Annotated in this window: 18 protein-coding genes; 2 read left to right on the top strand and 16 right to left on the bottom strand. The window is 44.1% G+C overall.

What is annotated here, in order from left to right; genetic code table 11:
• Positions 1-122: 122 nt before the first annotated feature.
• From R8806_RS17170 to R8806_RS17115, 12 genes are all read right to left on the bottom strand, one after another.
• Positions 123-1,235 (bottom strand): TlpA disulfide reductase family protein, encoded by a 1,113-nt coding sequence (locus R8806_RS17170; protein ID WP_229783042.1) that lies wholly within the window; start codon positions 1,233-1,235, stop codon positions 123-125.
• A gap of 56 nt (positions 1,236-1,291) precedes the next feature.
• Positions 1,292-2,437, bottom strand: coding sequence for a hypothetical protein (locus tag R8806_RS17165; RefSeq protein ID WP_124316473.1), 1,146 nt, complete (start codon positions 2,435-2,437; stop codon positions 1,292-1,294).
• Positions 2,438-2,592: 155 nt separating this feature from the next.
• Positions 2,593-3,264: a hypothetical protein gene (locus tag R8806_RS17160; protein ID WP_151412230.1), complete on the bottom strand. Its 672-nt coding sequence runs from the start codon at positions 3,262-3,264 to the stop codon at positions 2,593-2,595.
• Between the two features lie 253 nt (positions 3,265-3,517).
• Entirely contained in the window at positions 3,518-4,171 is a 654-nt protein-coding gene (locus tag R8806_RS17155) for a hypothetical protein (protein ID WP_151412229.1), read from the bottom strand.
• Between the two features lie 18 nt (positions 4,172-4,189).
• Positions 4,190-4,918 (bottom strand): hypothetical protein, encoded by a 729-nt coding sequence (locus tag R8806_RS17150; protein ID WP_124316475.1) that lies wholly within the window; start codon positions 4,916-4,918, stop codon positions 4,190-4,192.
• 23 nt (positions 4,919-4,941) lie between these two features.
• Entirely contained in the window at positions 4,942-6,027 is a 1,086-nt protein-coding gene (locus tag R8806_RS17145; RefSeq protein ID WP_124316476.1) for a TlpA disulfide reductase family protein, read from the bottom strand.
• A gap of 71 nt (positions 6,028-6,098) precedes the next feature.
• On the bottom strand, positions 6,099-7,802 hold the full coding sequence (locus R8806_RS17140; RefSeq protein WP_124316477.1) for a DUF4998 domain-containing protein: 1,704 nt from the start codon (positions 7,800-7,802) through the stop codon (positions 6,099-6,101).
• 12 nt (positions 7,803-7,814) lie between these two features.
• Positions 7,815-9,293, bottom strand: coding sequence for a DUF4959 domain-containing protein (locus R8806_RS17135; RefSeq protein ID WP_164719609.1), 1,479 nt, complete (start codon positions 9,291-9,293; stop codon positions 7,815-7,817).
• Positions 9,294-9,320: 27 nt separating this feature from the next.
• Entirely contained in the window at positions 9,321-11,273 is a 1,953-nt protein-coding gene (locus R8806_RS17130) for a RagB/SusD family nutrient uptake outer membrane protein (protein WP_124316479.1), read from the bottom strand.
• Positions 11,274-11,292: 19 nt separating this feature from the next.
• The gene (locus tag R8806_RS17125; RefSeq protein WP_124316480.1) at positions 11,293-14,757 is read right to left on the bottom strand and encodes a TonB-dependent receptor; all 3,465 of its coding nucleotides are present in this window, start codon (positions 14,755-14,757) and stop codon (positions 11,293-11,295) included.
• Positions 14,758-14,821: 64 nt separating this feature from the next.
• Positions 14,822-15,985, bottom strand: a complete 1,164-nt coding sequence (locus R8806_RS17120) for a FecR family protein (RefSeq protein ID WP_124316481.1) — start codon at positions 15,983-15,985, stop codon at positions 14,822-14,824.
• A gap of 20 nt (positions 15,986-16,005) precedes the next feature.
• The gene (locus R8806_RS17115; protein WP_124316482.1) at positions 16,006-16,587 is read right to left on the bottom strand and encodes a sigma-70 family RNA polymerase sigma factor; all 582 of its coding nucleotides are present in this window, start codon (positions 16,585-16,587) and stop codon (positions 16,006-16,008) included.
• Positions 16,588-16,785: 198 nt separating this feature from the next.
• Here R8806_RS17115 and R8806_RS17110 point away from each other — a divergent pair, with 198 nt between their 5' ends.
• On the top strand, positions 16,786-17,577 hold the full coding sequence (locus tag R8806_RS17110) for a 4Fe-4S binding protein (RefSeq protein ID WP_124318407.1): 792 nt from the start codon (positions 16,786-16,788) through the stop codon (positions 17,575-17,577).
• Positions 17,578-17,642: 65 nt separating this feature from the next.
• On the opposite strand, the gene R8806_RS17105 is transcribed toward R8806_RS17110, so the two are convergent.
• The 4 genes from R8806_RS17105 to R8806_RS17090 all read right to left on the bottom strand — a co-directional run bounded on the left by R8806_RS17105 (position 17,643) and on the right by R8806_RS17090 (position 23,512).
• Positions 17,643-18,260: a cytidylate kinase-like family protein gene (locus R8806_RS17105; RefSeq protein WP_151412228.1), complete on the bottom strand. Its 618-nt coding sequence runs from the start codon at positions 18,258-18,260 to the stop codon at positions 17,643-17,645.
• Positions 18,261-18,339: 79 nt separating this feature from the next.
• A complete protein-coding gene (locus R8806_RS17100; protein ID WP_124317694.1) occupies positions 18,340-19,689 on the bottom strand; it encodes an MATE family efflux transporter in 1,350 nt (449 codons plus the stop codon).
• On the bottom strand, positions 19,682-21,538 hold the full coding sequence (gene ispG / locus R8806_RS17095) for a (E)-4-hydroxy-3-methylbut-2-enyl-diphosphate synthase (RefSeq protein ID WP_124317695.1): 1,857 nt from the start codon (positions 21,536-21,538) through the stop codon (positions 19,682-19,684). The genes R8806_RS17100 and ispG overlap by 8 nt, the downstream gene beginning before the upstream one ends.
• 57 nt (positions 21,539-21,595) lie before the next feature.
• The gene (locus R8806_RS17090; RefSeq protein ID WP_373289787.1) at positions 21,596-23,512 is read right to left on the bottom strand and encodes an AMP-dependent synthetase/ligase; all 1,917 of its coding nucleotides are present in this window, start codon (positions 23,510-23,512) and stop codon (positions 21,596-21,598) included.
• A gap of 81 nt (positions 23,513-23,593) precedes the next feature.
• On the opposite strand from R8806_RS17090, the gene R8806_RS17085 reads away from it, so the two are divergent.
• Positions 23,594-23,752, top strand: a complete 159-nt coding sequence (locus tag R8806_RS17085) for a thioredoxin-like domain-containing protein (RefSeq protein ID WP_262707607.1) — start codon at positions 23,594-23,596, stop codon at positions 23,750-23,752.
• Positions 23,753-23,770 lie beyond the last annotated feature (18 nt).

Here is a 23,770-nt window from a genome sequence, read left to right as displayed (position 1 = left end):
TGCTGTCTTCATCCTGTAATCTACGGGTATTCACGTAAAGTGATCGAAAATATTAAAAATAAGAGGGAGTCAATATTTTTTTCAACTCCCCCTTTCGCACGCACCTGAAAATAAAAAGCACTTTATTTCTTCTTTTTCTTCTTCGTCAATTCTGCCATTTTAGCACGAAGTTCTGGAAACGAGAGATCACGGGCAACGATACGATTCTCGGCATCCAGCAGGAAATAAGCCGGGAGATCTCGTACCAGATAGAGACGGACAATCTCAGAATCCATTCCTTTAAGGTCGGAACCATTAGTCCAAATCATCCCGTCAAGTCCGATAGCCTGTTTCCACATGGCAGCACTTTCATCCAGTGCCACACTGACAATTTCAAGACCTTTCGGGCGATATTGCAGGTAAAACTTAACCAAATCAGAATTATCCTGCCGGGAACTACCTTGTTGTGCAGCCCAAAAATGTATAACCTTCCATTTAGCGGGCAAACCGTGTACGGTAAACGTATTACCATCAGGTTTCATCAAGGTAAAATTAGGTGCAACTTCACCCTCGACCAATTTACCATACCGATCCAGCATAGCCGCAATAGCTTTGCCGGGAGCTGTGGCACGAGCCGACGTTCCCAATAATTCATATTTAGCACGAAGTGTAGTCTCGTCGTCAGCTGACATATTCAAGGCGATAACGTAAGCCGAGACATAATTGTCAGCATTAGCCTTGATCAATTCCTGTGTTTTAAGCACCGATTGCTTGTAAGCATTATCAAGACGGAGTTGCAGACTTTCCACTTTCGCTGGATTGCCCCCGCCTTCCAAGGCCTTGTACTCGGCCTCTACTTTATTCTTCTCCACAGCATAATCATGGCCGATACGTTCAAACTCTTTCAATAGTTGTACCGCAGGTCCTTCTCCCTCGATAGCCGCCCCTTGAGCCGTGACAGAAATCTGGTAATTCACGTCGTTCTCTAACAACAACGGGACCCGACCGTCCACCCCTGGAAAAACCAAGATCACGGCACGAGCATCCCCCGGCAATACACCTCTGAACATAAAGCTACCATTCACAACCTCAGCCGATGCCAGCGTGTCCGCCGTCCCGAAATCAGCCGCCACTGCGTGTACTCTCGCAACCGCCAGTCCCCGTACTTTCCCGGATACCATATAGCCGCCCTGTGCTAGACAAGTACCACCAAACAGTATCCCGGATAACAATAATAACATCATCTTATTCATCATAATCAATTTATATATTACACAATCTCTTATTCCTAAATTATCCGAACATTCCGATTTCAAGGAGCTACCACGGATAGCTTCATCTTCAAATTCAACTGAAGCAGGGGTAGGGCAATGACGCCGCGCTGTATGGATTTCAGACTCTTGTCATTCTCATAGTAATCGCTTAAATCGAACTTATACAGTTTGGGGCGTATCCGCTCCCGACCGATGGCGACATAAAGTTCGCGCAGTTCATCGTCGCTCAGCACATCGAAAATCTCCCGCGATAGGGCAAGCGTGTAATCCTCCAAGCTACCGCCATCCCGTTCTGCTTCCGCGTAAGCATACACGGAAAGAGGACGTTCTTCCTGCTCAGCCAACTTTTGCAAGCGAACAAGCACATCTGCGGGGAACGCCCGCCCGACAATTTCCGTCATCCACCGCTCCAATTTTTTCCAGTTTTTCACGGGAAGCGAAGGCAAATGCGTCTTGACTACAGCATTTGTTTCTTTGCTCCTCACAAATATCCGACCATGTTTCTGTTTTAACTCCAATCCCTCCACTTCACGCTCCAGCACTTCTGGCTCCTCGTCACCACGCCCATCGTCCTCCAGAATCAAGCCGTACGGTTTTTCTTCCGTCGTATCGCGCTGATATAGGCCCAACAGAAAGAGCGAAGCATAAAGTCCATCGCAGTCATTCCATTCATGAAACCAATCACGACGGCAGGGAAAATTGTACTCATCCTTCGCAAGCTTTTTCCATTCTCGACCGACGGCAACATAAAACTCACGGACTTCATCATCGCTCAACGCATTGAACAGAGCCTCACCAATAGTAATACTGTAACTTTTGATACGCCCATTCCGTTCGGCTTCCGCATTCACAAAAATCGTTGCTAAAGGATTGCCTTCCTGCCCCTCTATCTTCCTCAAGCGATCGAGCACCCCGGTAGGAAACACTTTCACGACGAGTTCTGCCCTTCTCCGTTCCACTTTTTCCTTATCAGTCTCCCACAAAGCGTATAGCTTGGAAGAACGCACGGGCTCCATCTTTTCACCTTTGATAAGAACCACCCCAAAACCCATCGCTTCCCTCCTCTCTATCTCCAATCCATCAATCTCACGGTCTGTATTTCCACGTCCCTTCCGAGCATCTTTCGTTTGCCCCGTAGTCATTCCCACTACCGCAAGCAATATCAATATTGCCACCCATTTCATATCATTTCTTTTTAAATACTTCGTTTTCAATCTTGTCCAATCGATCAAAATCACCAATACGAGCACTCAGCGTTTTCCTACAGCAACGACACCTTGCCATCGATACCTTCAAAAATCAATGTCACGGCACAGGCATCAACCGCCACCACACGAACCTATAACAACACTTCCTTGTATTTTTTCTTTTTCATCCATCTTGCATTCCACTCCTCGGTGACATCTCGAACTTCGATATCCTCTTTTTTCCAAGTTTCCATTGCTCTTTTTCTGCGTTCTTTCATTTCTTTAACATATTTAACATCCTCAATATTAAAAACATCAAAGAAAACTCGAAAATCATCTTTAATATAAGTTTCCTGCAATTTATACGGCAATTCCAATTTTTTCATGATAAGTTGTTCCAGCTCGTACAACCTATCCGGTGAAAGATTTCCCCAAAATGAATTTGTGGCACTTAGATAGAAAAAATTCGTCACTTGCAACAATTCCTTTTTTGAGGCATCCAATCGCAAAGTTATTCCTGCTACCACAGGTAGGCACTCTTTCAATTCGTCCGCAGAAAGAAAATCATGTAGAATTACAGCCAATTGAGCCTCAAGATCTACCATTTGAGCGGGTATTACATCTCTTTCGGGAACCTCTTTACACGTGGTGTCCGGGTTATTCACGTTTTGTATGTACGTAAATAGTTTCTCGAATCTTTCTTTTCCCCGTGATACTCGATACGTCACATTCTTACCTTTCACGATGCCTTCCTCGTACAATATTTGTGAAAACAAGGTATTCACGACAAACAAGGCTATAAATAATAGTGTAATTTTTTTCATGGCCTATTCTTTTTATTATTATGATTTCATCAATTTTGAAAGATTTGGGAACGGATTTGCCCCCTTATCTAGTCTAATAGAATACCATCCTTCACTACTATACTCCTGAACTAGTTCAAGATAAGCTAATGCCGCATTACAATTCTTATAAAACAAATCAAGTTCTTTCGCAGTCAAGGAATTTTTACGAAAATCATCAGCAAGCTTTTTCAACCAATGTCACGGCACGGGCATCAACCGCCGCCACACGAACCTATAACAACACTTCCTTGTATTTTTTCTTTTTCATCCATCTTGCATTCCACTCCTCGGTGACATCTCGAACTTCGATATCCTCTTTTTTCCAAGTTTCCATTGCTCTTTTTCTGCATTTTTTTGCTTCTTTAATATCTTTAATAAAAAAACCAACAAGAAAATCATCTTTAATATAAGTTTCCTGCAATTTATACGGCAATTCCAATTTTTTCATGATAAGTTGCTCCAGCTCGTACAACCTATCCGGTGAAAGATTTCCCCAAAATGAATTTGTGGCACTTAAATAGAAAAAATTAGTCACTTGCAACAATTTCCTTTTTGGGGCATCCAATCGCAAAGTTATTCCTGCAATCACAGATCGGCACTCTTTCAATTCTTCCGCAGAAAAAAAATCATGTAGTATTACAGACAACTGAGCCTCAAGATCTAGCATTTGAGCGGGTATTACATCTCTTTCGGGAACCTCTTTATACGTGGTGTCCGGGTTATTCACGTTTTGTATGTATGTAAATAGTTTTTTGAATCTTTCTTTTCCCCGTGATACTCGATACGTCACATTCTTACCTTTCACGATGCCCTCCTCGTACAATATTTGTGAAAACAAGGTATTCACGACAAACAAGGCTATAAATAATAGTGTAATTTTTTTCATGGTCTGTTCTTTATATTATTATGATTTCATCAATTTCATAAGATTAGGAAACGGATTTTCCCCCTTATTTAGTCTAATAGAATACCATCCTTCACCACTATACTCCGGCATTATCTCAAGAAGAATTAATGCTGCATTATAATTCTGATAAAATAAATCCATTTCTTTCTCGGTCAAGGAATTTTTACGAAGATCGTTAGCAAGTACTCCTAACGCTATGGTGAATTCGGTATTAACAATAGTCGTTTGTTTGCTTTCTCCGTATATATACTGGGCTAAATAAGCCTCTAATTCATTATTCCTACTTTTTTGGGGCTTTAAATCACCCGTCTGAAAAACGTGGAAAAATTCATGAAACAATAGTTCTTCATTAGTCTTAAGTCTCAAAGCATTACGATTATAACCGATTACTCCCATTCCATAATACCTCATTTCTCCAGCTTCATCCACGATCTCTCCATCTTCATCTATTTTCCCAAAAAAATGGAAACGAATAAAAGGACCATTAGGATATCGATTTTTAAGTTCACGAAGTAATATTTTTCCCATCCTACTACCCAATACCTTCTTCGTTGCACGCACAAGTTCTTCAGGTGCTCCTTCCAAAAGAATATCTTCAACCGTTAGATCTTCAATAGGCAGATTCATTCCCGTAGCAGAAAACACATCCTCCTCTACGCCTACTTCCATATTCGAACACCCCCAGCAGAAAATAATAAACAGTAAAACAAATGCGCAATTTTTCATATCTTACTATTTCTTAATGCATTTCATTTATCCCCTAGTAACTCGGCAATTTTCTTCTCCAAGGTCTTGCCCCGTAAATTTTTGGCGATAATGCGGTTATTCTCGTCGAGCAACAAGGTATGGGGAATACCCCTGACAAAGTAGCGGGTAGCGATTTGCTGCTGCGCGTCCACAATATTCAACCACTTCATTTTCTCCACCACCATGGCTTGCTGCCAATCTAGGATTTTGGAATCCAACGACACACCGATGATTTCCAATCCCTTGTCATGATACTTCTTGTACACCTTGCACACGTTCGGCATTTCTTGCCGACAAGGAGCACACCACGAGGCCCAAAAGTCCACCAACTTCAATTTTGCTTTCACCCCGTACAGGGATAGCGTATCATTATTCACCATGCTCCCTTTAAAATTCGGCGCGATGGCACCAATTTCTACGTCCTTCATTGCTGCCAAACATTGTACAATCATCTGCCCGAACAGACTATTCCTAGCAGGCTCGCCCAATTCGTCGAACACGGTTTGCAGGGAAACATAATCCATCTGCCCCATTCCCGAGGCAACGATAAATGCCGACACGGGAGAATCTTTGTAGGTTTTAAGCAACTCCGCCTGTTTCTCCCCCGCCTCCTGCATTACTTTCGAAAATTGCTGCTGCAAGGCCTGTAATTGCATCTGGTTCTGCTGGGCGTAAGCCGCTTTCATTTGCTGTTCCACGAGCATTTTCTCCCGGGCAATCCGCCGGTTCACGGCTTCAAACTCGTTCAATACTTTCTGCGAATCGCCACCACCCTGCACCTCGATACCATTCTCACCCGCCACTAACAAATACTCCAAATTCTCCAACATCAAGGTTGCCACCGGTTGCCTCTCTTCGGTCAAGATATAAGCCAAGATCATACCATCCACCTTTCCCGTGAATTCAAAATCACCATCGATCATGACAGTTTCACCCAAAGACACAGCCCCCTCGGCTCCATTTCCCACCAACACCAATTTGCCACCAAGATTCCCTCCCAGCGTGCCCGTGATTTTAAAACCGTCTTGGGCATACGCAGCCACGCATGCCCCCCACAGGAGGCACAAAATAAAAACTATTCTTCTCATACTACGTTTGTTTATAAAAATCCTCCCGCGACAACTCCGCGGTTCCCAACGGGAGGATCTTCACGTGTTGATTACGGTTCGGTATAAGGAATAAAATCCCCTAATTTAAGACTGTACGTCGCAACTCCGTCCATTTCGTCCACCTTGTTATTCGCCATTGATAAACGTATGTACCGCACCTCTTGCCTCAATTCCTCCGGGATCGTGATATAAGTTGCCTCACCAGCATTATTGCCCACGGTGATATAGCCATCCACATACGTCGCATTCGTCCACGAAACGGCATCATTCGACACCTCGATCTTAACGGCTGAAAGCAAGTAACCCAATACTTTTTTGTAATCTTCCGTAATAGCATCGGGGTGAGCTTGTACAAACTTGAAACCATGCACCATTTGCGGAGTCTTCATATCGAACGTCAACTCGTACGTTTTAATTTCAAAACGCTTTCCCGGAGAGAAACATTTCTTACTGTCATCATCAAGTAACCATCCCATGCTACCGGTATTATTGTTCCCGCTATACGTGGTATCGGAGCACATCAACCCCCAGTCTTCCCACGCCAAGGGGACAATCTCCGGTTGTGTTTGGTCGGCAACCGCGTAATGATTTAACAAATCAGCATCAATCTTTCCTAACTGCTGTAAAAATTTAGTATAAGACATTTCCCCTAAATTAGGATCCCCCAATTTACCGGAAAAATACATTCCATTATACACATTTGTTTCCACTCCCCGGGTTGTCTTCAAATATTGCAGGGTCATCAACGCCTTGTACTCGTCCGTGAGGCTCACGTAATCTTTTTCCACCCCTTTCATCCCCCACATATCCAAAGCTTCACACAAATACCGGTTCTTTCCGAGATTCACCTGCTTCAACGCCGGCAAATAAAACAAGTCTTCGAACGTCGCCAAATCATAATCCAAATCGATTTCCTCGATTGTATTCACCCGACTCTCCCAATCCGGCCCATAGAGTTGGTTCATCCACAAGGTAAAATGAGTGGACCACACCCGTTCGCCCTTCTCCAATGTAACCTCCGTGAAAGGGATCTCATCCAAACATTCCGCAACCCTTCCCTTTCGGGTAATTGTCAATGGTTCGTTAAAGTTAATTCCCCAACTGACGCCCTCCTCGGGTAACAAAAACATATTTCCCACCAACTGTATCATCGTTCCCCACTGATCAACTTCCAATGTGTCACTCATGTTCTCAAGAATATCCCATTCGTGTTTATTCCCATCAGTACCGATGTAATGCAACATCACTTCTTTCAAATAATCGTTCTTCTCGTCCAACGTCACGGCCATTCGATTCCCTAACGGATAAAAATTGATAATACCGCGAGAAATCACGCTCAAATTCTCATGCTCACTCGTGTAAGGTAATCCGTAAACCTCCCGCGTAAACGACTCGGTGCTGTCCGCAGTCAGATTACTCACTCGTATTGTGTAAAGTGCATTATCCAAATTCTCTATCCACAATGTGTCTGATGCCTTGTCCTTTTGCAAAGGAATATATTTTTCCTTCAGCCCGCTTTCCTTATCCGATTGCCAAGTCACTTTCGTGTACTTGACATTTGCATCATTACCGTTCTTCCACGTCACGCGCAGGCGTTCCCAACCCGGCGCAACTTCCACGTCCCCTGCCTTACCCACATAACGCACCATGCCATCACCACTCCACTCGTCGTAGGTATCCTCCAAATCCTCGCAGCTCATCATGAAGAACACCGCAAGTAATCCGATTCCATATAATAATTTTCTTTTCATCATCTTCTCGTCTGTTTATTGATTTGACTCCGCTTTCACACATACCTCCAATTCATTCAATGTCACGTATTGCCCTTCATTAAAGTTTCGTTTAATAAAATTAAATCCGGCAAACGTATCTTCAACAATCATGATCAAATAACGGTAGGTTGCTCCCGTGTAATTGAATTGCAGATTCAAGCAAACCGGTTCTTCTTCATCAAACCTCGCTTCTCCCAAATCCAACAACGTGGTCATCATCCCGAATTCATCACTCGCATAATTACCGTACACATCCGATCTATAAACCCAAGTACCCTTAAATTCTTTGATAGCCGCTGCCATAAAATCAAACTCATCCACAAATAAAGGTGCAGTCAGAGCACATATATCTTTATCTTCCGCATGCGATGCTAAAAGAACCGCAGAGCTCTTCACGACCTCATTATCTGCATTCAGTAACGAAGCATCGTTCGTACCATACACTTTCACCACACTCGGGAGACGAGTTTTGTAATTTTCCCCACTTTTAGACCACCATTTACTCAAATTCGCATCCGACGAAGTATAATAATGACCATCTTTCCCCATGCAAACAAAAGCGTACAAATTAATTGCTGCCGGCACTTTCTCCTCTTTCAAATCAATGATGAATTTTTCATCGAAAGTTCCACCATCGGTCAAAAAGGTGTAATACTCGTACTTCCGGTTATCCTGACGTGCCAAGAATGCCTTTTTACCCTTTTTGTCTCCATCGAAAAGGTATTCTACTCCCAATTTATAGGTATCGTCTTCCACCGCTTGACCCGTGTAGCGGAAATCAAACTTATCTCGCATCAAAGTATCCTGTAAGAGAACAGTCACACCTTTCACCACTTCCTGCTTCACCCGCCTACCTTTAAAATCATCTGTTCGCACCACGACATCAACAGCATCCATCCGTTGTTTTATCGGAATATTGATTGTATCTCCCCCCTCGACAATCGCCAAACTCGCCATCAATATCGAATCCGGTTCGTGCGTCTTGGGATTCTCGCCGATATAAAACACGTGGATCAAGCCGTTCACCGTCTCGGGTGCATCATACATCACACTAAAACCGCCCCAGAACGAATTTACCTTTATACCATCAAACAACGCCACTGTTGCAGACTTTTCCGTGGCAAAGGTTACCTCCACAGGTTCCGTTTCCACCATCGCCCGGTTGAAATAAGAAACCTGTGCAGACACAGCCGATTGCATTTCCGTGAAACCATCCAACAAAAGCGAATCATTTAAATAACTACCATCCTTCACAACCGTTTCTCCCCACACACTATTATAACGCACCCGAATACCAAACACCTCCTTATCCTCCGGCAGCGAATAGTGCATCACCGCACCTCCGGGAGCCGGGGTGAAACGAATCGCCTCTTGCGAAACATCCACGGGCAGATCAAACCCGATCTTGTCATCGTCCGAGCAGGCTGCAAACACGCTTGCCACAAACATCGCTATCAATAATTTACATTTCATAGTCATTCATTATTAATTCATTCATCATTACCACCCTAGATTTTGCACGATACCCGAAATCAGAGTTTCCTCACTCTTGATAGGCCAAAAATAATCCCGCGGGGCGACAAACTCGCGATTACTTTCCACCACGACCGGACCGTTTCCATTGTTATAAAAAGCTTTTTGATCACTAGCCGCCACTTTCCAACCGAAAAGCTTATCATTCAATTCCTTTTCCGCAATTTTCCAACGGCGTAAATTCCAAAAACGCATTCCCTCAAACATGTACTCGATATTCCACTCCTGACGGATGATCTCGCGCATCCCGGCCTTAGTTTTCACGTTATTACGATTCCTCGCTCCTGCCCACGAAACTTCCACATCCGGTATTCCGGCACGTTTACGCACCACGTTGAGTGATTTATACACGTGTTCCTCATCCGGAGCATCGAGGTACTCGTTCCATGCCTCAGCGGAAATCAGGTAAAGCTCCGCCATACGAATTAAGATCATGGGATTTTCACCAAAACCGGCAATAGTACTGCTGTAATTAAACAATTCCGCCTCCGAGCAAGTACCTTTTTTCAACCAATAGCCGGTGAGGTTCTCAGGCGCCGTACCCGTGATACGTTTGGCTCTCAACCCGAATTCCTCTCCTTGCTGGGCCTCCACTTTAAAATTACCGCTTGAAGATCGACCAATCCGCCAATAGCAACGATCGGCTCCAATACTAGCATAGAAACGAGGTTCGCGTTTGGTATGTAACACCGGAATATCCTCGTTCAACGCCACCACCTCTGAATACTTCGGATCTTTCTCTTGGGTCATGCCATAAATGTTTCCGCTATAAGCACGATCCTCACCCAACGGCAGACCGTTCTCCGTGTAGAACATTTCGACCATTTTCATACTTGGGGCCAGTTGAGTTCCGGGAATGCCCCCTATGGGATCAGAAATCAAACGGGGTAACGCCCAATACCACCACTCACTGTCAGAGTCATCTACCCTTCTGATCATCAGCAACGCCTCCGTACTACTAAAATTCGCAGCCCGCACGGACTTTTCAATATTAAGCATATGGGTCTGTAACACTGACGTAGCCTTACTATTGTCTATCAACATTTTTCCGGCATTACGACATGCCTCAATTGCCTCGTCGGCAGCCAAAGCGGCACGATGCCATTTTTCCTTTTGAGCTACCGCATCCCCAGCCTCGGGAAACAGCAATTCTCCTTTCTTGTTCTTAAAATCGGCATACACCGGATTATTGGCAAACAAGTCGGATGCCTGATAACACAATGCCCTTGCCTTCAATGCCATCACCGCCTCTTTATTGAAATATCCCCAATGAGTTGATTGTTGCTCGACAGAAGAGGGGATGCCCACCCGGACCGCCTCATCACACAAGTTTACAATCATTTGGAAACAACTATCCACATGGCTACGAGGTAACTTCAGCGAGGCTAGATCCTGATTCGGATCCATAAAATCCGGCACCAAAACAATGGGACCATAATGACGCACCAACTCGAAATAATAGTAGGCTTTCACGGCAATCACCTCTCCCTTCCACTCTTTTTTCTCCTTCTCTTCCATGTTGTACACTTGGTCGATTTTATCGATAAAAATGTTACACAAATTAATCGCCGCATAAAAATCGGATCGGGGGTTCATACCGTTAATCCAGCGATCGGCATAGGGTTGAAACACATTTTGCTTACCGGAAATAATCTTATCTCCAACAAAATACCCGGCATTTTTCAAGTATTGGCACATCACCACCTCGTCGGTAGCCGTGTATTCCACTAAATCCCGTACCGATGTACTACTGAGATTCAAAGGGGCATAGCAACTTTTAAACCACTCGTAGGCATTATCGCGCGTCTCGAAATCCGTGTCGATAGTCGTAATATCCTCTTCCGGCACCACGTCTAACCAACTGTCGCAAGCTGTTAGCAGGAAAAACGGCAATAGTAGTAAAGTATATATTCGTTTCATACACATTATATATTTAAATTTAGAAACTGATGTTCACGCCCACGGCGTATGTTTTCTGTATCGGGTAATTGAATCCATCCTCTCCCAACTCCACATCCCAAATCTTAAAATTGGAGAACATGAACGGATTATTGGCGCGGGCGAATACCTTCACCGTTTGCAAGCGTAACTTCTTACGCCATGCTAACGGCAGGTTATATGCCAACTCCAGTGAGGTACACCGCAAGAAACTACACTCGCGCATGAAGTAGGTGGACTTTCGTTCTTCCACACTGCTATCCCAATCCTCCTGCGGGTTAGTTTCAGTGATGCTACTCGTGGAAAGCCGCGGCCAAAAAGGACGGTTTGCCATATTGTCTTCACTCCAGTGACTCTCGTAGATTTCCTTCAGCATGGCATGATCGCCTACAAACGGGGAGATGGCCTTCGCGTTGATAAAGAACCCACGGTTACCGGAACCTTGGAAGGAGAAGTTAAACTCCCAATTTTTATAATTGATAAAACCGCTAAACCCATACACCAATCGTGGCGTTTCGGGGAAACCGATATGCACGGCATCCTCCACGTCAATTACGCCATCATGGTTAATATCGCGGTAACGAATATCACCGGGTTCAGCCGAGGGTTGACTAGCCGAGTTATCAATTTCCTGTTGATCGCGAAACAATCCTTCAGCGATGTATCCTACTTGTTGTGAAAGTTCGTATCCCGTCTTTCTTTGGTAAGCCGGCTTGTCAACAGCTTCCTCCAATTCCTTATAAATAGCCTTACTATACGTGAGCGTACCGTTCAAGATAATCCAGCAATCATTACTAAAGGCATGCTGTATTTTCGCTGACAGGTCGACACCGCGCGAGCGGGTTTTGCCCATATTATCCAACGGGGAAACCTCTACCCCCACATGAGCGGGTATCACCTCCCGCAACTCAATAACATTATGGCGAATTTCTTGATAGAAATCAGCATTGAGTTCTAATTTATCTTTAAAGAAACGGGTTTCCAATCCCAAATTAATCTGCTCGGACACCTCCCACTTTACATCGGGATCGCCATAATTCTTTATCATCTTTCTCGCAAAAGACTGATTACTTCCTACTTCCGGATCCTTCATATCCTGACCTTTGCCTAGTTCTTGCATATACACGAAACGGGGAGTCGATATAATCCCATCGTTACCGACCTTACCCCAAGAGGCTCGCACCTTCAAGAAAGAAAGCGTGTTACCAATCCCCTGAAGGAAATTTTCCTTGCTGGCAATCCATGCCACTCCGGCTGCAGGGAAAAAACCCATCCGGTTGTTCTTGGTAAACCGCTCGGAGCCGTTGTACCCGAAACTCGCCTCCACGAAATAACGATCCAAGAACCCATAGCTACCACGCATGGAATAGCTCAAATTACGCTGTTCCAACCCACTGAACAAATTGCTGACGGGAGCATAACTACCTTGTTGTGCCTGGAACACGGCAGTCAGTGAAGTCTGGTGTTTATTTGCTTCTGCACCGCCCCAAGCTGCCGTGTGTAATAAAGTGACATTATACACCCATTGCGTGGTACTTTGCGCCTGCGATCCATCCGACTCCAACGTTCGACGAGGTTTTCTAGTAGTATTCACATTCGTCAACTTATGCGTACCTTTTTCAAAATCGTAATCACCTGCCTCCGGGTTCATGTAATAATAATAAGGGATTGTCACGTAATCCGATGATTCGTATCCTGTCTTCGAAAGAGCCACGCTTCCCCGAAGTTCTAACCCCTTCAACACAGAGGAAAGATTGTGGATATACTCCACCTTTGTCGTGGCAGAATACCGTCCGCGTTCCTTATATCCTTTCTGCAACATGGCATACGGATTTGCTGCTTTCCCCGTGGCGTCATTCCCGAAACGCAGGTGAGGCCAACTATATTTTTCGTCACCCGGATAAAGCGGGGCAAAATTCACCGGTGATGCATTGAATGCCAAATAATAGGCTTGTGTCACGTCATAAGACGGACCGTGGTATTTATCGACACTGATCGATACGTTCGCCAGCATACGGATGGCACTGCTCAAGTTCACGTTCAAATTAATGCGCGAGGTCAAGGTCGAGTTCTTGATATTCACATCGAACTGGTTCAAGCGGTCGGTTTTCAACATACCTTGGTCGTTGGTGTAATTGACCGAAGCGTAATATTGCATTAACTCGGATCCACCACGGACATTCACGCCCACGCGGTGATTGACGGACATATCCTTGAACATGATTTTGTACCAATCGTTGGCAGGATACACCCAAGAAGGATATCTTGGGTCACCCGTCCGCTCAATCTTGGTCAAGGAGTAAGCGGGACTAGCCAAAGGATTACGGGTCGTCTGCGCCTCATTGTACATCCGCATATAAGTTTTTGGATCCACCACGTCAATGTCACTCGTTGGCATGGAAGCCACCGCCTCGTAACGAACGGAGGTATATACGCTCCCTGCCTCCCCTTTCTTCGTAGTCACCAAAATCACCCCGTTCGCCCCTCTGGCCCCGTACATCGCCGTAGCTGACGCATCCTTCAATACAGAAAGACTCTCGATATCCTCCGGTACCATACGAGCCAAGTCCAAACGGGAAGATTCCACCCCGTCAATCAGAATCAACGGCTCAGACGCACCATTGGATGAACTGATACCCCGGATATAAAACTTTGTGTTCATCTCCTCTTCAGTCAACGCCCCGGGAGCACCTCCTGTCTGCCAACCAATGATACCAGCAATTTTACCGGCAAAAGAGGAGGTCAAGTCACTACTGGAGGATTTTAGGTCCATCGGCCGAATCGTGGTAATGGCAGAAACCACACTTTCCTTTTTTTGCGTACCGAATGCCACAACCTGTACTTCATCTAAGTTCTGTTCCTCGGGATTCAAACGTACATTTACCTTCGTTTTCCCTTTCAATTCCACAATAGCCGTTTTGTAACCAATAAAAGAAACCCGTAAAGCATCTGTCGGTCTCACATTAATCGTGTAACGCCCATCCATGTTAGTGGCTACACCTTGAGATGTACCTTGAATCAACACCGTCGCTCCGGGAATGGGATTCCCGTTCTCGTCAACCACCCGACCGGAAATCTCGATCAACTTCACATCCGGCTGTTTTCGTAGCGTAATCACCACGTTCTTGTTCACGATCTCGAAACTAAAGCGTGTACCATCCAGACATTTTGTAAGAATCTGTTCCAACGTCACATTCTTAAAAGATTCGGTAATCTTTTTCGTTTCGTTTTTCACGTTCTCGCTGTTGTACGTGAACTTGTAATCACTGTTCTTTCCAAAATAATCAAACACCTCTATTAAAGAGGCATTTTTAAAATCCACGGTAAATTTCGGGACTTCTTGAGCCATAACAACACCTATATTGCCTATGACAAACAAAGACAACAAACTCAGGAATCGTTTCAAAAACCTGTCGTTTCCAAAAATACACTCTCTAAAAGTGTAATAAATCGGTTTTTTCTTCATAAATTTGCTTTTAATTATTACAATTAATGAGTAACAATAGGTAAAGGGAGTGAAGGCTCTTTGCCTATTTTTCTTTTATAATGATCATATCACCTATTCTCGTGTACCGGAAATCTCCCGTTCCCGCTAGTATTTGTAACACGCTATCTATATCTGAATACCTTTCCACCATTGTCGTGTAAGGAATATTCTCCAAGGTAGAGGTCTCAAAACGACATTCACACCCATACCACTCCTCCAACACGTTGGCAATCTCCCGCAATGGAGTTTCCCGGAAAGCAAACATATTATTCATCCAACTCGTGTAATATCTCGTATCTACCTCCTGCACATGAATTTTCCCGATCCCGGACACACAAGCCTGTTGTCCCGCATGTAACTCCACGCTATCCTGCAGCCCGTGCTTCATCCGCACGAGGCCTTCCACTAAAGTCGTAACACATGAGTTTTCACGGGCATTCACGTTAAAACTCGTTCCCAGTACACTGATTTCAGATGCAATTGTCTTCACGATAAAAGGATGAGACTCGTCTTTTGTCACGTCAAAATAGGCTTCTCCTTTCAAGTATACCACTCTTTGATTCTCCACGAAAGAGTTCGGGTATCTCAGTTCACTTCCAGCATTCAACCACACGTGACTGCCGTCATACAAGACGACTTTTATATTTCCCTGTTTCGAGGTCGTCAACACGTTATATTCTACCTCTTGCTTAATTTCTTGTGGTAACACCTCTCCATTCCCGCTTTCTTCCTGTTTTAAAGACTCTTTATTGCTCGCTTTCAAAGATTCTTGCTTTACAGAGTCTTCCAAGTAAACCACTTTCCCCGTCGTTGTTACTAACGTCGCGAAAGGTTCCATCCGTTCTTTTGACACAGAAGAAAGTAACACCTGCCTTGTCGGTTCAGTCTTGTCCTCCATAGAAAGCATAAATATCACTCCAACCAATAGTACGGCGGCAATTCCTGAAATGTATTTCAGAACACGCACGTGCTTCTTTTTCTTGATTTTATCATTCACCTTTTTTAAAGGCACATTCGTATCCACGTTATACATATCTGTTATCCCCTCGTAAAGATGATCCGCTTCCTGAAACTCTAGGAATAATTTTCGATTCCTCGACTCCAGACACCACGCCTCCAACAACTCGTCCTCATCCTTAGAGGTTTCTCCCCGTAGAGATTTGTAAATTAAATTACTGATTTCTATATCCTTCCGTATCCTTTTCATGAATATCTACCTTTTATCTATTAACAAAAACAAGTGACTAACAACGAGATTAACACCAAAAGACACTGGTTATAATCCGACAAATGAAGCTTCAAATCTTTATAGGCTTGCTTTTTATGCGTTTTTACCGTGTTAATACTCAAGGATAACTCTTCCGAGATCTCATCATAGCTATATCCCTCCATTCGCAACAACATGATATCCCGCTTCACATCCGATAATTTGTTGATCTCTTCCAATATTCTAGCCTTTAGTTCATGTTCGATAATCAAATGATCAACTAAGATATCATCCACGAAAACATCCTTCAATTCTTCCATGTTCCGTTCCACCTTGTGATCCCGAATATAGTTCAACGTCTTATTTTTCAAACAACTGTATAAATAAGATTTAAACGACATCATATCCGGAAAACGATATGCTTTCTCCCACATATAGAGAAAAGCTTCTTGAGTAATATCCGCACTAATGACCTCATCCCGGAGTAACTTTAGCGTGAAAGTATAGGCCCGAGGATAGAACATATTAAAAATAGCCTTGAAAATCTGAGTATCTTTCAAGTCTATTTCAGATGTCTCTATTTGAATTTTTTCCAAAACCATTATTCAACTATTAGTGCCTTTTTCCCCTAAAGCACCAAAACGATAGAAAAGGGGTGAGGCAAATACGACTTTTTTTTTAGAATACGATTATTTTTTTTTACAAATCACATATAAAACGTGAAAATTAGTGATAAAAATCGAATATCCTAAATAATCCTTACCTTTGCTGAAAACAATAATCTAGCAACAAAGAACATTATGCGAGTAAAGAATATTCAACCTGTATATTTTTCACCGACTCATACCTCTGCAAAGATTGTCACGGCAATAGCAGAAGGAACTGATATCATAGTAAATAAAGAAATTGATTTAACCTATCCATGTGCGGATCAAAAAGTCATATCAACAGATTCGTTGGCAATTATCGGTGTTCCAACCTATGCGGGGAGAGTTGCCCCAACGGCATTGGAAAGGCTACAAAAAATAAAAGGAGATAACACCCCGGCTATCATTGTTGTTCTTTATGGAAATCGGGATTACGAGGATGCCCTACTTGAATTACGGGACTCTGTGAAACAACTGGGTTTTGTCCCTGTTGCCGGTGGAGCCTTTATCGGGGAACACTCGTATAGTACAGAACAATTCCCCACGGCAGCCGGACGCCCCGATGTATCCGACATACAAATAGCCTCTGAATTCGGAAAAAATATTATAAAGCTACTAAATCAATATGCAGATATAAAAGAATTACCCGCTTTGGAAGTGAAAGGGAATTTCCCGTATAAAGAGAATAAACCTAAAACTCCGGCAACCCCGATCACCATTGACGAATTGTGTACACAATGTCAATATTGCATCGAAATCTGTCCTGTTGAAACAATCGAATTAAAAGAAGAGATCGTGAGCGATCCCGAAATTTGTATTAAATGTTGTGCTTGCGTGAAGGAATGTCCTAACGGAGCCAGAGTTTTCAACACTCCTTTTTCAGAATTTCTCTTCAAGAACTTCCATGAGAGAAAAGAACCGGAACTTTTCTACTGTACTCGTTAAAATATTTCTTGATTTACGATTTATGATTGGCTAATTTCAATCATAAATCATAAATCAAAAATCATTCAGTCTTTCAGTGCTTCTTCCACAAATTTCTGGATAAAGTCCACCGTTTTGTGTACTCCCAATAGACCTGAATCAACAGACAAATGGTAAGATGATGCCACGCCCCACTCTTTGTCCGAGTAGAAATTATAATAATTCGGACGAGTTTTATCCATCTTGCGAATCAACTCACGGGCTTCCTGTTCCGATATATGTTGACGATTCATCACGGTCTTCACGCGTTCTTCTATATCTGCATGAACAAACACGTTGATACAACGTTTATTGTCACGCAAAATGTAATCGGCACAACGTCCCACGATCACGCAGGAATGTTCGCCTGCCACCTTACGAATCACGTCCGACTGGATTTGAAAAAGCTTATCATTAGAAAGAAAATCATTGTACTGGAAGGGCCCGAAGGTAAATCCGGCAGCAAAAGCCTGTAACAAGTTTCCGGAATTCTTTTCATCCGCCTTCTCGAAAAACTCCTGACACAAACCGCTTTCTTTCGATGCGAGAGAAATTAATTCCTTGTCATAGAAGGTAATCCCGAAACGTTTTGCCAACTCTTGTCCGATCTCTTTACCACAACTTCCGAATTGGCGGCCTATTGTAATAACAAATTTATTATCCATATTTTGATCTTTTAAATCTATTCTTCTACAAAGCTATCGATTTTTTTTGAACCTGTAACCCGCTACAATATAAATTTCTTCACGCTTTCAGATGTTTCAATTGCCATCTTAACATACAGGCCGCAACGATCGTCGCAATGGCATCCGCAACCGGCATACTCATCCAGACTCCGACCGTTCCCCAAATGGATGGAAACACCAATAATGACGGGATCAAAAATAGCAACTGTCGTGTCAACGACAAAAAGATCGCCTTCTTGGCCATCCCGATAGATTGGAAGAAACTGGATGTCACCATCTGGAAACCAACAACCGGAAAGCATATCAACACGATACGCAGACCTTCCACGGCAATATTAGTTAAAGTTTCGTCCGATGTGAAAAGGTAAATCAATGGCCGGGGAAAAATCTGTCCCGCCAGAAAACCGACTGTCGTAACAGTCACGCCACAAAAGACGGTATATTTCAATACTTGAATCAAACGGTCGAACTGCCGGGCTCCGAAATTATACCCCGCGATAGGCTGCATTCCTTGGTTAAATCCCATCACGATCATGATGAACAAAAAGACGATCCTGTTTACAATACCATACGCCCCGATAGCCAAATCCCCTCCATACGTTTTCAAACTCTTGTTGATCAAGATCACGACGAAACAAGCACAAAGATTCATCAAGAAAGGGGATAGCCCGATGGCCAACATCCCTCCCACGATCTGGCGTTTCAACCCGAAGATTCCACGTTGGAAATGTAAAAAACTCTTTTTCCTTGAAAAATGGTGCAATTCAAATCCCAAAGCGATAATCTGTGCTGCGATAGTAGCCAAAGCTGCACCCCGGATTCCCCAGCCGAAACCTAAAATAAACAAAGCATCCAACCCACAATTCACAATAACAGCCGTCAATGTAGCAGCCATCGCTTTTTGTGGATAACCCGAAGCTCTTAAAACCTCGTTCAACCCCATATAAATATGCGTGACAAGATTTCCCGCCAGAATCACCTGCATATATTCCCTTGCATAAGGTAACGTGTCCGGACTCGCCCCGAAAAAGAGCAATATCGGATCAAGGAAAAGCAATGCCACGGTCATAAATACCAAGCCGATAATCCCGTTCAGCATCACCACGTTCCCCAAAACATGAGTAGCACTCTCCTTGTCTTTCTGTCCCAATTTAATAGCAACCAACGTCGATGCTCCTACCCCCACCAACGACCCGAAAGCCGCTGCCAGATTCATAAACGGGAATGTAATAGCCAATCCCGCAATCGCCAATGGTCCCACTCCATGACCGATAAATATACTATCTACCATGTTATAAAGTGAAGAGGCCGTCATAGCAATAATTGCCGGGATAGCATATTGCATCAATAATTTTCCGATCTTCTCGGTTCCTAAAACTAAAGGTGCGGTATCTCTTGTATCAGTCATTCCAATCTCCGTTCTCTTTTATTAATTGTTTCAATGCCTCAATGGCTTCTTCCTCCGGCACGGCCACACGCACCATCTCTTTTCCCCGGAATAGATTCACTTTCCCGTTTCCGGCACCCACATAACCGTAGTCCGCATCCCCCATTTCTCCGGGCCCGTTCACGATACAACCCATCACGGCAATCTTCAAACGACTCAGATGAGCAAATGCTTTCTTTACTTTCGCCACGGACTCCTGCAAATTATATAATGTTCGTCCACATCCGGGACAACTGATAAACTCTGTTTTATAACGACGCACTCCTGCCGATTGCAATATATCCTGACTCAAATGTACCCCGTAGAACATATCCGGAATACCGAGACATGACAACCACAAGCCATAAACCAGCCTGTCAAGGAATAAACCTCCTAGATGAGCAGCCATCCACAAACTCAACCTGTTGGAATCCGACTCGTCAAGCATGGCCCGTACAATTACCCGGTTCATTATCCCTAAACGTTTCAACTCTCCCAAGTACAAACGATACAAAGCACTAGAAGGACGCTCAGGATTCAACACCACGATCGCATTTTTCTCCCGTTCCAACTTTCCAGCAAGCTCAGTATTTATGACTTCCCCGTTACGGATTTCCACGAAAATACTATCTCCTTCCACGGGTTTCGATAGCCGAACGAAATCTTTGGCATCAATCAAGGCGACCGCCTTACGATTATACACGTGGGCAATATCCAGACTATCAAAAGGAACCACCACGGTCACGGAATCCGGCAATTTCGTCAACTCCGGTCCCAATGCCTCCGTGTAGATCATCTCCGGAGACCGCATCCCACCTTGCAACATATCGCCATACACGGGATCATTCTCTGTCGCCACGTGAAAATCCAGACCGGCCATCACAGCCTCGTCAAGACATTCTACCTTAGAAATATCCGCTACAATCACGGGATGAGAGTAACGCCCTACCAAATGAATCGGTTCCGTTTTCAAATCCTGTAAACAACAAATCTCATTTAAAAGATTCGCCACGGGAATCTCCTGTTCCGGTTCCTCAGTCAAGGATACCCGGATCGTATCGCCTAATCCTTCATTTAATAAAGTACCAATACCCACGGCAGAACGAATTCTTCCGTCCTCTCCTTCTCCGGCTTCCGTCACTCCCAGATGCAACGGGTAATCCATCCCCTCTTTCTCCATCTCCTTCACAAGCAAACGCACAGCCTCAACCATCACCCGGCAATCACTCGATTTCAAGGAAATCACAACATCATCAAATTTCTCATCCCGGCACACCCGCAGGTATTCCATGGTTGCCTCCACCATCCCGGCAGGTGTATTCCCGTAACGGCTCATAATCCGGTCAGACAAAGATCCATGATTCGTACCTATCCGCACCGCCGTCCCGTATTCCCGGCACACGTCCAGAAATGCCGTGAACTTTTCACGCAAACGCTCTAACTCCGCGGCATATTCCTCGTCCGTATAAGTCAATGTTTTGAAAGTAGCCCGTTTATCCACAAAATTCCCCGGATTGATACGTACTTTCTCCACGTGTCTGGCAGCCTCAATCGCCGCCTCCGGGTTAAAATGAATATCCGCGGAAAGCGGAGTCGTGTAACCTCTCCGACGTAGCTCCACGTGAATATTTTCCAGATTTTTAGCCTCCTTTATCCCGGGAGCCGTGATCCTCACCAACTTTCCTCCCGCCTCGATAATCCGTATAGCTTGTTCCACACAAGCTTCCGTGTTCATCGTATCGGTATTTAACATGGATTGTACCAAAACCGGATACTCCGATCCAATATATATTTCTCCAATCTTAACTTGTTTCGTAGATCGACGCTTCATAATAATTGAAAATTGAAAATTGAAAATTGAAAATGATGACACTTTCAGACTTCCAATTCAAGATATTAATTGCTTTAAATTCTGAAGGTTACGTTTATTCGTAATTTCTTTTCCTTCCGGGGTGTAAAGATAATCGATTTCTTCTTTAAATCGGTCATAAACTTTAGCTCTTACGACTTTCATGGTCGAATTTATCATGCCATTCTGTTCGTTCAGCGCCTCCGGCAACACGGCCACGACGGCAGGCAGCCACCTTTCCGGAAATAAATGAGCGTGTTTCCCACCTACCCGGTAAGCCATCAGCTCACTCTGGATCTTTTTCAACATAACCCGGTAAGCATCCATGGAATCCGGTTCAACATCCTGTTTCTCGATATACTCCCGTAACGCCATTTTATTCGGGACAATCAACCCGGCCGTGTACGGGGATTGATTATTATATAATATACAATAATCTATATATTTCGACTGTTCGGCAATGGTCTCCTCGATTCCTTCCGGGCTGTATTTCTCCCCGTCATTCGCGATCAGTAAGGATTTGAAACGTCCCAGCACGTACAACCAGCCATCGGGATGTAAATACCCCAAATCGCCTGTATGCAGCCAACCGTCCACGATCGTCTCGGCCGTACTCTTCTCGTTTCGCCAGTATCCAGCCATCACGTTTCCTCCTCTTATCCACAACTCCCCTTTTTGTCCTTGAGGTAATTCCTGTCCTTCCTCATCACAAACTTTCAAATCAATCGGCTTTACCAATATCCCGGAAGAACCGAAACGATAACGCCCGGGGGTGTTCGAACTGATCACGGGAGAGGCCTCCGACAAACCATACCCTTGAAACATCGGAATTCCCAAAGCCGCGTAGTAACGCTGTAATTCAATATCCAGCAAGGCTCCACCTCCCACGAAAAAACGAAGGTTCCCGCCAAATACCTGTTTCCGAAGTTTAGAGAATAAAAGAGAATCCCATAATTTCACCAAAGGTTTCAGCAACACCTTCCATCCTCGTCCCCGATCGTCCCCGAAACCATTATATGTATAAGCAATCTTCAATCCCAGATGATAAAACCGATCTGTAAAACGTCCTTTCGCTTTGATCCCCGCCTCGATATTCTTGCGGAAATTTTTCGCCAAGGCAGGTACGCTCAATAATATATGAGGTTTCACTTCCTGCAAATTCACCGGGATATTACGCAAATACTCCATTCCCGACTGCCCGTAATCGACAGAAGCCAGCGAGGCCCCGTTATACATAAAAGAGTAAAGCCCTACCGTATGGGCAAAACTATGATCCCATGGTAAAAACAATAATATCCGATAATATGCCGGGATTTGTATCAAGGAATCTGATTGTAACACGTTCGTCACGTAATTCCGGTGGGACAACATGATTCCTTTCGGCTCCGCCGTCGTCCCCGAAGTATAAGAAATATTTACCAGATCATCCTCCGTCACGGCATGAATCCGGTCATTCAACAACTTCTCGCGTTCTCCCCGCCAAATCTCCCCCTCTCGTTGTAACAACTCAAAGGACACGTATTTACCTTCATTTATATCTGAATGTATCACGATAATCTTTTCCACCCCTCCGATTCGCCCTTCAATTCCCCGAACTCGATTCAAAAAGTTTGCGGACACGATCAAAAAACGAGCTTGAGAGTGTTCCACCCGAAAAACAATTTCGTTATCCGTCAACTTAATGGATAGCGGCACATTCACGCCTCCGGCGTATAACATTCCCAATTCCGAGTACACCCAAGCATTACAGCCTTCGCTTAACAATGCAATCCGGTCTCCCCTATCCACTCCTAATTGGCACAAAGCACCCGCGAAGTTCAATACTTCTCGCTTTACCTCCATATATGATGTAGCCGCGAATTTCCCGTTTTTCTTTTCCCATAAATAAGGATTATCCGGAAACTTTTCGCAACTTCTTTCAAATAAATCTATAACCGTCTTCATATCTTTCATCATTCCCACAAAGCTAACAAAGAATTTGGAAATTCTTACGAAGAAAGCCGACCATTCGTTACCGTAAAGAACTTTTCATTCTAGATCTGCCGGGAAACAAATCCGGAAATGATAGCCCTCTACAATGAATTCAATTCCCAAGGCTTGGAAATCATCAGTATTTCTCTGGATAGCGACAAATCCGAGTGGCTGGAAGCATTGAAGAAGACGGTTTACTATGGCCTTATCACGGTTCCGAACTAAAATCATCGCTATCAACCT

The organism is Butyricimonas faecihominis, from assembly GCF_033096445.1.
GTDB classification, from domain to species: Bacteria; Bacteroidota; Bacteroidia; order Bacteroidales; family Marinifilaceae; genus Butyricimonas; species Butyricimonas faecihominis.
Note: the sequence above shows the minus strand (reverse complement) of the source record. Positions and strands in the feature narration are given on the sequence as shown.

Bases quoted from the DNA above. Each gene is read 5' to 3' on its own strand.
- R8806_RS17165 (WP_124316473.1), bottom strand. From the start codon at position 2,437: ATGAAATGGGTGGCAATATTGATATTGCTTGCGGTAGTGGGAATGACT.
- R8806_RS17090 (WP_373289787.1), bottom strand. From the start codon at position 23,512: ATGATGAAAGATATGAAGACGGTTATAGATTTATTTGAAAGAAGTTGC.
- R8806_RS17170 (WP_229783042.1), bottom strand. From the start codon at position 1,235: ATGATGAATAAGATGATGTTATTATTGTTATCCGGGATACTGTTTGGT.
- ispG (WP_124317695.1), bottom strand. From the start codon at position 21,538: ATGAAGCGTCGATCTACGAAACAAGTTAAGATTGGAGAAATATATATT.
- R8806_RS17135 (WP_164719609.1), bottom strand. From the start codon at position 9,293: ATGAAATGTAAATTATTGATAGCGATGTTTGTGGCAAGCGTGTTTGCA.
- R8806_RS17100 (WP_124317694.1), bottom strand. From the start codon at position 19,689: ATGACTGATACAAGAGATACCGCACCTTTAGTTTTAGGAACCGAGAAG.
- R8806_RS17125 (WP_124316480.1), bottom strand. From the start codon at position 14,757: ATGAAGAAAAAACCGATTTATTACACTTTTAGAGAGTGTATTTTTGGA.
- R8806_RS17155 (WP_151412229.1), bottom strand. From the start codon at position 4,171: ATGAAAAAAATTACACTATTATTTATAGCCTTGTTTGTCGTGAATACC.
- R8806_RS17105 (WP_151412228.1), bottom strand. From the start codon at position 18,260: ATGGATAATAAATTTGTTATTACAATAGGCCGCCAATTCGGAAGTTGT.
- R8806_RS17150 (WP_124316475.1), bottom strand. From the start codon at position 4,918: ATGAAAAATTGCGCATTTGTTTTACTGTTTATTATTTTCTGCTGGGGG.
- R8806_RS17145 (WP_124316476.1), bottom strand. From the start codon at position 6,027: ATGAGAAGAATAGTTTTTATTTTGTGCCTCCTGTGGGGGGCATGCGTG.
- R8806_RS17160 (WP_151412230.1), bottom strand. From the start codon at position 3,264: ATGAAAAAAATTACACTATTATTTATAGCCTTGTTTGTCGTGAATACC.
- R8806_RS17120 (WP_124316481.1), bottom strand. From the start codon at position 15,985: ATGAAAAGGATACGGAAGGATATAGAAATCAGTAATTTAATTTACAAA.
- R8806_RS17140 (WP_124316477.1), bottom strand. From the start codon at position 7,802: ATGATGAAAAGAAAATTATTATATGGAATCGGATTACTTGCGGTGTTC.
- R8806_RS17115 (WP_124316482.1), bottom strand. From the start codon at position 16,587: ATGGTTTTGGAAAAAATTCAAATAGAGACATCTGAAATAGACTTGAAA.
- R8806_RS17110 (WP_124318407.1), top strand. From the start codon at position 16,786: ATGCGAGTAAAGAATATTCAACCTGTATATTTTTCACCGACTCATACC.
- R8806_RS17130 (WP_124316479.1), bottom strand. From the start codon at position 11,273: ATGAAACGAATATATACTTTACTACTATTGCCGTTTTTCCTGCTAACA.